The following is a 10,930-nucleotide window of genomic DNA, read 5'->3' as shown; positions in this document are numbered from 1 at the left end:
TGCGGCCGCGCAGGACGTGCCGGCGCCGGTTCCCGCCCCCATACCTGCTGGCACCGAGTTCGAAGGCCCCTACCAGCCCTCCGACGATCTGGAGCGCGGGCTGTGGCACCAGATGGCCGAGGCCGAGCGCACGCTCAGAACCTCCAAACAGGTGATCCGCGACGCCGATCTCAACGCCTATATGCGCGAGGTGCTGTGCCGCACGGTCGGGCCGGAATGCGCCAATATCCGGCTCTATGTCCTGCGCTCGCCCTATTTCAACGCGACCATGGCGCCCAACGGGGTGATGACCGTTTGGTCGGGCCTCTTGCTGCGCTCCCAGAACGAGGCGCAGCTGGCCGCGGTGCTCGGCCATGAATTCGCCCACTTCAAGCGCCGCCACAGCCTCCAGCTGTTCCGCGAGGCCAAGGAGAAGAGCAACACCGCCGCCTTCCTGGCCTTGACCGGGGTCGGCCTGCTGTTCTCGATCGGCATGCTCGAATCCCTGTTCGCCTTCTCGCGCGAGATGGAGGAGGAGGCCGATCGCGACGGGCTCAAGCTTGTCGCCGCTGCGGGCTATGATCCGGCGCAGGTGCCGCTGATCTGGGAGCAGATGCTCGACGAGCGCGACGCGACGCTGGTGGCGCGCGGGCGCGACAAGGACAAGCGCAAGGGCAAGGCAGGCATGTTCGCGACCCACCCGCCAAGCCAGGCGCGGGTCGATTACCTGCGCGCCGCGATCGCTGATCTCGGCACTGCCCCCGGCGGCGAGAGCGGCGAGCAGCGCTACCGCGCGCGGCTGGCGGCATGGTGGCCGCAGTTCCTCGACGACCAGTTGAAGCTCAATGACGACGGCGGCAGCCTGTTCCTCATCGATTCGATCGACAAGGCCAATGGCTGGACCCCGTGGAGCGGCTTTGCCCGCGCCGAGTTCCACCGCCGCCGCGGCGCGCCGGGCGATGCCGAGGCTGCGGTCGGGTTCTATTCCGATGCCATCGCCCGCGGCGGCGATCTGCCCGAGCTGTGGCGCGGGCGCGGCTATGCGCTGCGCAAGGCGGGACGCGCCGAAGAGGCCCGCGCCGATTTCCGCGAATATCTCGGCCGCGTCCCCGACGCACCCGATCGCGCCATGGTAAGCACCCTAGCAGGAGTTGAATGATGAAGAGGCTGTCCGTCCTTGCCCTTGCCGCGGCGCTGGTCGCGCTTCCCGCAGCGCCCGTGATTGCCGGGTGGAAGCTCGTCGAACCCAACGCCCCCGTCGCGGTCGGCAAAAGCGCGATGAAGGTCACCCCGTCCGAGAAATGGAACCGCTGGAGCGTCCGCCCGGTCAAGCAGGGCGAGGTCTGGACGCGCGACGGCACCAACCTCAACGAGCTCTATTTCGTCACCGGCCTGCCCGCCGGGACGACGCTCTACCGGGATATTCAGAAGAAGGAGCGCCCGCTCCCCAAGCTGTCGGCCAAGCTCGATCTCACCGAGATCCCGGAGTTCTACGAAAGCTCGACCCGGCTGGTGCTGAACACCTCGGTATTCCAGATGACCTCGGTGGAACCGGCCAAGATGGGCGGGCAGGACGCGGTCAAGTTCGCCTTCGAATATTCGGTCGAGGGCAGCCCGCTGAAGCGCCGCGGCGTGGCGATCGGCACGATGGTCAAGGGGCAGCTCTATCTGATCAGCTTCCTTGCGCCCGCCACCCATTTCTTCGAGCGCGATCAGGCCGAGGTCGAGAAGATCATGGCGAGCGTCACCTTCTGACCTCGCTGCGGCGGGTGCCGACCAGCAGCCCCTTGGTGCCCGCGCCCTCGTAACGGAAGGTGAAATCGGGCCAGGCCTTGCGCCAGCGCCGCGCGACATAGCGCTCGCCCGGGCGCGCCGCGTCGTCGAGCAGGACGGTGCCGCCCGGCGCGACCAGCGGGAAAAGGCGTTCGGCCATGCCGCGGGCGAAGGGATGCACCGCCCAGGGCGGGCCGTCGATCACCAGCAGATCGATCGGGCCGGGCACCTCGGTCAGCGCATACCACAGCCCCGGCCAGCGCACGTCGCGCTGCACCAGCGGGGCGTGGCGGAACGCGGCCGTACGTCCATGCTCGGCAAGCCAGGCCTCCATCGCGGTCACGAAAGGCGCGTGGCTGTCGTAGGAATGGAGCGCGCCGCCCCCGTGAAGCGCCAGCGCCTGCGCGATCACCAGCGAGGTCGCGCCCGAGCCCAGCTCGACGACCGTCGCGGGGCGGGTCTCCTCGATGATGTCGACGATGCGGTGGAGCAGGTAGGTGTCGGCTTTCCAGCTGCCGAGATTGGGCAGGGAATCCCCCGCCAGAGCGAGACGCGCCAGCAGCCTTTGCTTTTCGGCCTGGGTGCCGCCGTAGAGACTGCGCAGCAGCCACGGCCATTGCACCGCGCCGAACGCGATCTGGAATGCCTGCTCGCCGCGCGTGCGGCGGGCTTCAGGGCCAGTCTCCGAGGGCATGGCGAGGAGGCCGGTCAGGGATTTGGTTGTCATGGAACAAGCGGTCTCGGACACGCGCGAGTGCGCGATTTTGCGTGCCATGGCGGCGCGGCGCGACTTGGGCAAGCGGAGTTTCAGCCAGCGTGGCGGATTGCTGGTCGGCGCCCGGGCTATTCCAGCCCCAGCGCCTTCAGATTCATCGTCGCCGCGTTGAAGCTCGCTTCGGCGAGCCGCCCGGCGAGCGCGGCGCGGATTGCGCTGATGCGGGCGTTGGCGGCGGTTTCCTCGCGCGCGTTGACGAGGAAGAACTCGCCCGCGCCGAGCCGGAAGCGGGTGCGTTCGGCCTGCACCATGGCGTTCGCCTGCTTGACCTCGGCATCGGCAAGATCGGCGAGCCTTATCGCCGCGCCGAGATTGGCGAGGATGTTGGCGACATCGGTGGTGATCTGGTCGGTGATGCGGCGCTGGCGCAGCTCGGTTTCGCGCAGTTCGGCCTCGGCGCGCTGGACAGCGCCCTGCGCGGTGCGGCGCTGGAGCGGCACGGAGAAGGTGAGGCCGACCACGGTGTCGGTCGAATCGAAGCCGGGCCCGCCGGGGCCGATCTGGCCGAAATCGCGCGACAGCTCGACCGAGGCGTTCAGTGATGGCTGCAGGTCGTTCTGCCGCAGCGCCACCCGGTTGGTGGCACGTTCGAGCGCGAGCTTGAAGGTCTGGAGCTCGGGGCGATTCGCGATCACTTCGCTGACCGGCGTAGCGGCGAGCACCTCGGGCCGCGCCACCGCCCGCATGCGCGCCAGATCGGGCAGCATCTCGCGCGTCGGCACCACCATCTGCCCGCTCTCCCCGCGAAGGTAAAAGCCGAGGCTGTTCGCGGCGGTGAGGAAATCGCGCCGGGCTTGCTCGAGCAGCGTGCGGCGGCGCAGCAGGTTCTGCTCGTTCTCGACCAGCGCGATGCGGGCGCGCGCGCCCTCGTTCACCTCGCGGGTGAGACCCACCTGCCGCGCCTCGGCGATTTCGAGCAGTTCCTCGAAGACGCGGATCTCCTCGCCCGCCGCGACCCAGCGCCAATAGGCACGCAGCGCCTCGTGCTGGACATTGAGCTGCACCAGCAGCACGTCGAGCCTTGCCTGGCTGGCGGCAAGGCGGGTGTCCTCGATGGCGAAGCGGCGCCCGTCGATGTCGCGATTGCGCAGCAGCGAGAACAGCGCGCCGATTTTCACCTCGCCGAGCGCATTGGTGTAATTATAGTTCTCGTAGGTCGGGAAATCGCCGTTCGAGACGCGGTAGGATCCGAACACCTCGGCGCCGTAGGGCCGCAGCGGCTGGCGCGCTTCGACCTTGCCGAAGCCGCCCGAATAGAAGCCGGAGAGCCGGTCGTAATACTCGCCCTTGAGCATCAGGTCGAAGGCGCCGTCGGCCCCGAGCTGGTCGGCGCGCGCGGCGGCCTCGCGCTCGAAGGCTTCGAGCACCTGCGGGAAGGTCAGTGCCGCGGAGCGCAGGACTTCGTCGGGGGTGAGCGGCCCCGTTTTGAGCGCGGTCTCGAGCGGCTCGGCACTGGGTTCGATATCCTGCGCTGCCACCGGGGCGGCGACGCTGCCCGCACACAGCAGCGCCAGTGCAAGAGTGGACAGCAGCAGTCCGGGTCGTCGCCTGTGCGTCACTTGGGCGTCCCGGTGCTCTGGCCGTTGGTAGAAGGCGCCGGCAGCTGCGGCGGGAAGTTGTTGAGCTGGCGCCAGATCTCGTAGCCGACCGGCACGGTCTCGAGCAGCACCCATGCCTGCACCGCCGCCCCGAAGCGGACGTAGCGTTCTTCCGGCCAGCCATAGCCGTCGAGCTTTTCCTCGGCGATCAGCACGCGGAAACGCCCGTCGACCTGCGCCGACTGGTCGACCGAGATCACCCGGCCCCCGAAGGTGCCGACCGCGACCGAGGGCCAGCCGGAGAACTGCACCGCGGGCCAGCCTTCGAACTGGATGCGGGTGGCATCGCCCGGCCGCACCAGCGCGACGTCGCGCCCGTCGATGAAGATCTCGATCACGCGCGCCGCGCCGTCGGGGACGAAGGTGGCGAGCACGTCGCCGGCCTTGATGAAGGTGGCGGCATCGCCCGCGTTGAGGCTCTGGATGAAGCCGTCACGCGGCGCGCGCACGATCTGCACCGACTGGCGCGAGATGTTGACGTCGGCGCGGCTCAAGGCGGCCTGCGCGGCGGCGACCTGACCCTCGCGCTCGGCGATGCGGATCTGCGCGGCCTCGTAATCGCGCCGCGCCGCGAGCCCCGCCTCGAACAGCTCGCGGCTGCGGCGCTCGTCGAGCCGGGCGGTGGCGAGCGCGGACTTGGCAGCTTCGAGCTGGAGTTCGATCTGCGCGCGCTCGGCCTGCAGGCGCTCGATCAGGCGCGGGTCGATATCGGCGATGCGCACGATCGGATCGCCTTTTTTCACTGTGCTGCCGTCGCGCACGTACCATTCCTCGATCCGGCCCGGCACCAGCGCGTTGATGTCCTGCCGCCGCTCGTTGGGGCTCAGCGTGGTGACCACGCCCATGCCCGAGGTGGTCTGCACCCACGGCACATAGATCAGGAAGGCGATCGTGATGATGATCGCGGCGAGGATCATGAAGAACACCACCCGCATCACCCGCGGCACCTTGATGCTCGCGAGGGTGGTGAAGTGCGCCATGTCTTCCTTGAGCGTGGCCATGGTCAGGCTCCCTGCGCAGCAATGCCGGTGGCGGCGGCGAATTCGTCGAAGCTGGCGTAACTGCGCTGCCGGTGCGCTTCGAGATAGAGGAAGCGGTCGAAGCCCAGGTCGATCCGGCGGCCCGAAAAATAGATCACGGTGCTGTAGGCCTGCGCGCGCAGCTCGGCGACCGCGCGTTCGATCGGTTCGGGCTCGAGCAGATCGAACAGGCGGGAGAGCACCAGGATGCGCGGGCGTTCGAGCAGCGCGTTGGCGAGCTTGAGCTGTTGCAGCTCGACTGCCGAAAGCGGGTAGCCGGTCGCCGCGAGCGGGGTGTCGAGGCCCTTTTCGAGTGTTGCGATGGTGCCGGCGAGGCCCACCGTCTCCAGCGCGCTCAGCATCCGCTGCGGTGCGGTGTCGGGGCAGGACAGCGCGAGATATTCGCGGATCGTCATCTCGACGATGCTCGGCCGATCGAGCACGTGGACGTTCTTGCGCAGGTGGTGCGCCTCGATCGCCTTCATGTCGATGCCGCCCAGCGTCGCAAAGCCGCCCTCGGGCAGGACGTGCATCTTGAGCAGGTTGGTGAACAGGCGCTGCACCCCGTGCTGGCTGGCGGCGGCCATGATGATCGCGCCCGCCGGAATCTCGAGATCGAACTGCACGTCCTCATGCCGCGCGCGGCCCTTGACGCCCTTCAACACGATGGTGTGGTCGGGCCCGTCGAAGGGATCGGCGCCCTTGGGCTGTTCCTGCTCGACATCGTAGAACTGCGAGATTTCCTCGACCGCGGCGAACAGATCGTAGAAGTAGTTGAGGTAGCTGCCGAGCTGCGAGACGCCCAGGAAGGCGGCCGAAAGCACCAGCTCGGCGGCGACCAGCTGGCCGAGGGTGAGCTCGTTCTGGATCACCAGATAGCCACCAAGGCCCAGCAATGCGGCGCTGGCAGCGGCATACATCAGCAGGAAGGCGAGAGTCTGCGCGAAGAGGTGGCGGAAGTGGCGGCGGCGCTCGTTGATGTAGGCGCGGGTGTGATCGTCGGTCTTGTCGAGCGCGTAGTCGATCCGGCGCTGCGACTTGAAGAAGCCGTTGGAGTGGCCGATCGTGTCGAGCCAGGCGGCGGTGGTGTGCTTGGCGTGGCTGAGATCGACCCCGGTGCGCAGCGCGCGCGCGCCCCAGATCAGCCACACCACCCAGATCAGCGCGATCATCACCAGCGTGAAGCCGAGGAAATAGGGGTGGTAGAGGCTCACCAGCACGAAGCCGACCGCGATCTGCAGCAGCGTGGTGAAGCCGCCGATCAGCAGGATCGGGATCGCGGTCTGGACGTAGACGACGTCGAAATAGCGGTTGAACAGAGAGCCCTTCTTGGCGTCCGAGAAGAACGGGTTCTGGGCGTAGACCGAGATCAGCGCGATTTCCGCGACCATGCGCGCGTAGAAGCGGCGGGCGAAGATCTCCATCAGGTGCACGCGCAAGGCATAGAGCAGCACCGAAATGGTGAGCAGGCCGAACAGCGTCAGCGACAGGACCACCAGCGGCGCGGTGAGCGCGGTGTTGGCGATGGTGTTGATCAGCATCTGCACCGAAATCGGCGTGGCGAGGCTCAGCAGGCTGATGCCGATGCCGTAAACGGCCGCCAGCCAGTAGAAATTCGCCTCGGGCTTCAGGATGTCGAAGAAGATCCTGAAGAACTTCACGAGACTGATTCTGGAGCCGTAACTTTGGCCTTCCCCTGCCATGTCAGCCTTTCCGTTGCGAAACCCGTAGCCTTGCGATGCGATGCCCCGGAGCCGGAATGCCCCAAGGGTATCTTGCCTCTATTGCAACCGTCCCGCGCCGCAAGCGATCAATGTTTCGGAGCCTTGCGGGTTCCGTGCGCAACAATATGTGCAAATTCTTGAGGATACAGGGATTGGCAAATAATGAGAGGTAATAAAGTATCGCGGTGCCCCGATAGCGCGCAAAGCTTGCGGGCAGATGAACCGCGCGCAATGAAGCGGGGGTGATGACGGACGAGAAGGCGCGAAGCAGGCGGATTGACGCCGATGTGCTGCTGGTGGGCGGCGGGCATGCGCATGTCGCGGTGCTGGCGGACTGGATCCGGCGGGGCGTGCCGGGTGGCGCGCGCGCGGTGCTGCTGACGCCCGAGCCTGCCTTGCGCTATTCGGGGATGGTGCCGGGCTGGCTCGCCGGGCAGCACGCAGCGGGCGACGGGCTGGTCGATCTCGCGGCGCTGGCGGCGCGCGCCGGGGTGGAGCTGCTCCTCGACCGCTGCGTGGCGCTCGATCCCGAGGCGCGGGCGGTTACCACCGCGGGCGGGCGCGCGGTTGCTTTCAACATCGCCAGCTTCGACACAGGCGGCGAGGCGCGCGGCGCGGCGTTGCTGGGCGAGGATCCGCGGCTCATCGAGGTGCGCCCGATCGGCGCTTTCGTCGAGCGCCTCGCCGCACTGCGCGCGTCCCGGCAGGGGCTGGCGCGCGTGGTGATTGCGGGCGGCGGGGCGGGGGGCGTGGAGTTGGCGTTCGGCTTACGCAACCTCGCGGGCGCGGCGCCTCGCCCCGAGGTCACGCTGGCGACGGGAAGCGGCGGGTTGCTCCCCGGCTTTGCAGACGCGGTGCGCGCGCGCGTTGCCAGGGCCCTCGCGCGGCAGGGGATCGCGGTGGTCGCGGCCGATGCGGCGTTCGCGCGCGGCACGTTGATGGCAGGCGGGCGGTCGCTCGAACCGGCCGATCTGGTCGTCGCCGCCACCGGCAGCGCCGCGCCCGGCTGGGTGCGCGCCTCCGGAATCGCGACTGACGCGGGCGGCTTCCTGAGCGTCGATGCGCACCACCGCTCGCCCTCGCACCCGCATATCTTCGCCGCCGGAGACGTCGCCGCGCGCACTGACCGCCCGCTCGCACATGCGGGGGTGCACGCCGTGTTCGCCGGGCCGGTGCTCGCCGCCAATCTGCGCAAGGCGCTGGCGGGCGAGGCCCCGCAGGCGGCCTACCGCCCGCGCCGCCACAGCCTCTACCTGATGAACACCGGCGACGGCTCGGCGATCCTCAGCTATGGCCCGCTGAGCGCGCAAGGGTCATGGGTGCTTGCCCTCAAGCACCGGATCGACAAAGCTTGGATCGCGAAATACGCCGCGCTGGTTCGCGGGGCGTAACCGCAAGGGGCCCGCGCGCGAACCGGGGCCCATAAGGGGATCAGCGTCTCGTGAAGAAACTCGCCATCATCGCCGTGCTGGCCGCGCTGGTCGCCGCCTATTTCATCTTCGATCTGGGGCAGTATTTCACGATCGAGGGGGTCAAGACACAGGTAGCCGCGTTCCAGGAGGCGAACGCGGTTCTAGTGATCGCCGGGTTTTTCGCGATCTATGTGATCGTGACGGCGGCATCCTTTCCGGGGGCCGCAGTGCTGACGCTGGCGGCGGGCGCGCTGTTCGGGGTGATCGAAGGGACGATCATCGTTTCCTTCGCTTCGACCATCGGTGCGACGCTCGCCTTCCTCTCTTCGCGCTACGTGCTGCGCGACAGCATCGAGGCGCGCTTCGGTGATCGACTCAAGGCGATCAACGCCGGGCTTGAGAAAGACGGCGCCTTCTACCTCTTCAGCCTGCGCCTGATTCCGGCGGTGCCCTTCTTCGTGGTCAATCTGGTGATGGGCCTGACCCGCATCCGCACGCTGACCTATGTGTGGGTGACGCAGGTCGGCACTTTGCTCGGCACGCTCGTCTATGTGAACGCCGGCACGCAGCTGGCGCAGATCGAGAGCGCGTCCGACATCGCCTCGCCCGCGATCATCGGCAGCTTCGTGCTGCTCAGCCTCGTGCCGTGGGTCGCCAAGGGGATCATCGGCTTCCTCAAGGCCCGCAAGGTCTATGCCGGGTTCACCAAGCCCAAAAAATTCGACCGCAATCTGGTTGTGATCGGTGCGGGCTCGGCGGGGCTGGTGTCGGCCTATATCGCTGCGCAGGTGAAGGCCAAGGTGACGCTGGTCGAGGCGCACGAGATGGGCGGCGATTGCCTCAACACCGGCTGCGTGCCCTCCAAGGCGCTGATCAAGAGCGCCAAGGTCGCCGCCACCATGCGCCACGCCGACAAGTATGGCCTCACGCCGGTCGAGCCCGAGGTGCCGTTCAGGGCGGTGATCGCGCGGGTGCTCGATACCATCAAGACCATCGAGCCGCACGACAGCGTTGAACGCTACACCGGCCTCGGGGTCGATGTGGTCAAGGGCTATGCCAAGATCATCGACCCCTGGACGGTCGAGATCGCCCTCAACGAAGGCGGCACCCAGCGGCTCACCACCCGCAGCATCATCATCGCCAGCGGCGCCGAGCCGGTGGTGCCGCCAATCCCGGGCATCGAGACCAGCGGCTACCTCACCAGCGAGACCATGTGGCAGGCCTTCGCCGCGATGGACGCCGCCCCGCCGCGCGTGGTGGTGCTGGGCGGCGGGCCGATCGGCTGCGAGATCGCGCAGTCGCTCGCGCGGCTCGGCAGCGACGTCACGCAGATCGAGATGGCCGACGCGGTGCTGGGGCGCGAGGATGCCGATGTCTCGGGCCTTGCCCGCGAGCTGCTGGAGGCGGACGGGGTCAAGGTGCTCACCGGCCACAAGGCGGTGCGGATCGAGAACCGCACGCTGATTGCGGAAGCTGGCGGGGCGGAGGTCGCGGTGCCCTATGACGCGCTCGTCGTCGCCATCGGCCGCAAGGCGCGGCTGACCGGTTTCGGGCTCGAGGACATCGGGGTGGACACGGGGCGCACCGTCACCATCGACGAATTCCTCGCCACCAAATTCCCCAATATCTTCGCCGCCGGCGACGTCGCGGGGCCCTACCAGTTCACCCACACCGCCAGCCACCAGGCATGGTATGCCAGCGTCAACGCGCTGTTCGGCACCTTTCGCAAGTTCAAGGCGGACTACCGCGTGATCCCTGCCGTCACCTTCCTCGACCCCGAGGTCGCGCGCGTCGGCCTCAACGAGCGCGAGGCGGCGGAACAGGGCATCGCGGTGCAAGTCACCCGCTACGAGCTCGACGATCTCGACCGCGCGATCGCCGAGAGCGAGACGCGCGGCTTCGTCAAGGTGCTCACGCCTGCGGGCGGCAAGGACACAGTGCTGGGCGCGACCATCGTCGGCGCGCATGCCGGCGAATTGCTCGCCGAATATGTGCTGGCGATGAAGCACGGGATCGGGCTCAACAAGATCCTCGGCACGATCCACTCCTACCCCACCATGGCCGAGGCCAACAAGTTCGCGGCCGGCAACTGGAAGCGCGCCAATAAGCCCGAAGGCCTGCTCGTGTGGGTCGAGCGTTATCACGCCTGGATGCGCGGCTGACGGGACGCCGGATTTCGGGGGCTGGCGCTGGCGCGCCGCTTGGGCAAGAAGGGCGCGGATAGCGCACAGGGGGCGTCTTCTTGGAACTGTTCGATCAACTGCGCGGGATCATCGGCCTCGCCGTACTGATGGGCCTTGCTTGGGCTGTCAGCGAGAACCGCAAGAGCCTGCCTGGCTGGCGCTGGATGCTCGGCGCGCTCGCCTTGCAAGGCCTGCTTGCGGTGCTGATCGTGCGCGTGCCGGCGGTGTGGGCGGCGGTTGGGCTCGTCAACAATGCGGTCAGCGCGGTCGAGGCGGCGACGCTCAAGGGATCGTCCTACATGTTCGGCTATCTCGGCGGGGCGGAGCTGCCTTTCGCCTTGAAGCCAGGCGCGCAGCCGCCGCTCGTCATCGCCTTCCAGATCCTGCCGCTGGTGATCGTCTTTTCGGCGCTCTCCGCGCTGCTGTGGCACTGGGGGGTGCTGCGCTGGATTGTGGGTGGTCTTTCC

At 68.0% G+C, this 10,930-nt stretch carries 9 protein-coding genes; 5 read left to right on the top strand and 4 right to left on the bottom strand.

Going from position 1 to position 10,930, the window contains the following annotated elements; translation table 11 throughout:
* Together NBV68_RS13405 and NBV68_RS13400 are read left to right on the top strand one after the other, a co-directional pair.
* Positions 1 to 1,138, top strand: a 1,138-nt coding sequence (locus NBV68_RS13405) for a M48 family metallopeptidase (RefSeq protein WP_296310580.1), incomplete at its 5' end; no start/stop codon positions are given.
* The gene (locus NBV68_RS13400) at positions 1,135 to 1,734 is read left to right on the top strand and encodes a hypothetical protein (protein ID WP_296310579.1); all 600 of its coding nucleotides are present in this window, start codon (positions 1,135 to 1,137) and stop codon (positions 1,732 to 1,734) included. The genes NBV68_RS13405 and NBV68_RS13400, both read left to right, overlap by 4 nt.
* On the opposite strand, the gene NBV68_RS13395 is transcribed toward NBV68_RS13400, so the two are convergent.
* The 4 genes from NBV68_RS13395 to NBV68_RS13380 all read right to left on the bottom strand — a co-directional run bounded on the left by NBV68_RS13395 (position 1,724) and on the right by NBV68_RS13380 (position 6,847).
* Positions 1,724 to 2,479: a class I SAM-dependent methyltransferase gene (locus NBV68_RS13395; RefSeq protein ID WP_296310578.1), complete on the bottom strand. Its 756-nt coding sequence runs from the start codon at positions 2,477 to 2,479 to the stop codon at positions 1,724 to 1,726. The two genes, NBV68_RS13400 and NBV68_RS13395, sit on opposite strands and share 11 nt — an antisense overlap.
* Before the next feature lie 116 nt (positions 2,480 to 2,595).
* Positions 2,596 to 4,086, bottom strand: coding sequence for a TolC family protein (locus NBV68_RS13390; protein ID WP_296310577.1), 1,491 nt, complete (start codon positions 4,084 to 4,086; stop codon positions 2,596 to 2,598).
* Complete coding sequence (locus tag NBV68_RS13385) at positions 4,083 to 5,126, bottom strand: HlyD family efflux transporter periplasmic adaptor subunit (RefSeq protein WP_296310576.1); 1,044 nt, start codon at positions 5,124 to 5,126, stop codon at positions 4,083 to 4,085. The genes NBV68_RS13390 and NBV68_RS13385 overlap by 4 nt, the downstream gene beginning before the upstream one ends.
* 2 nt (positions 5,127 to 5,128) lie before the next feature.
* A complete protein-coding gene (locus tag NBV68_RS13380) occupies positions 5,129 to 6,847 on the bottom strand; it encodes an ABC transporter transmembrane domain-containing protein (RefSeq protein WP_296310575.1) in 1,719 nt (572 codons plus the stop codon).
* A 266-nt stretch (positions 6,848 to 7,113) separates the two neighbouring features.
* On the opposite strand from NBV68_RS13380, the gene NBV68_RS13375 reads away from it, so the two are divergent.
* The 3 genes from NBV68_RS13375 to NBV68_RS13365 form a co-directional block, all read left to right on the top strand.
* A complete protein-coding gene (locus NBV68_RS13375) occupies positions 7,114 to 8,259 on the top strand; it encodes an FAD-dependent oxidoreductase (RefSeq protein WP_296310574.1) in 1,146 nt (381 codons plus the stop codon).
* Between the two features lie 50 nt (positions 8,260 to 8,309).
* Entirely contained in the window at positions 8,310 to 10,442 is a 2,133-nt protein-coding gene (locus tag NBV68_RS13370; protein ID WP_296310573.1) for a bifunctional TVP38/TMEM64 family protein/FAD-dependent oxidoreductase, read from the top strand.
* Between the two features lie 80 nt (positions 10,443 to 10,522).
* Positions 10,523 to 10,930: Na+ dependent nucleoside transporter N-terminal domain-containing protein (locus NBV68_RS13365; RefSeq protein WP_296310571.1), on the top strand; the 408-nt coding region annotated here is incomplete at its 3' end.

The sequence above is a fragment of the Erythrobacter sp. genome (assembly GCF_023653175.1).
In the GTDB taxonomy this organism is placed as follows: Bacteria; Pseudomonadota; Alphaproteobacteria; order Sphingomonadales; family Sphingomonadaceae; genus Erythrobacter.
This window is presented reverse-complemented; position numbering and strand designations above follow the sequence as displayed.

What these genes read in the sequence shown, in the direction of transcription:
- NBV68_RS13375 (WP_296310574.1), top strand. Translation starts at nt 7,114, where the DNA reads ATGACGGACGAGAAGGCGCGAAGCAGGCGGATTGACGCCGATGTGCTG.
- NBV68_RS13385 (WP_296310576.1), bottom strand. Translation starts at nt 5,126, where the DNA reads ATGGCCACGCTCAAGGAAGACATGGCGCACTTCACCACCCTCGCGAGC.
- NBV68_RS13400 (WP_296310579.1), top strand. Translation starts at nt 1,135, where the DNA reads ATGATGAAGAGGCTGTCCGTCCTTGCCCTTGCCGCGGCGCTGGTCGCG.
- NBV68_RS13380 (WP_296310575.1), bottom strand. Translation starts at nt 6,847, where the DNA reads ATGGCAGGGGAAGGCCAAAGTTACGGCTCCAGAATCAGTCTCGTGAAG.
- NBV68_RS13395 (WP_296310578.1), bottom strand. Translation starts at nt 2,479, where the DNA reads ATGACAACCAAATCCCTGACCGGCCTCCTCGCCATGCCCTCGGAGACT.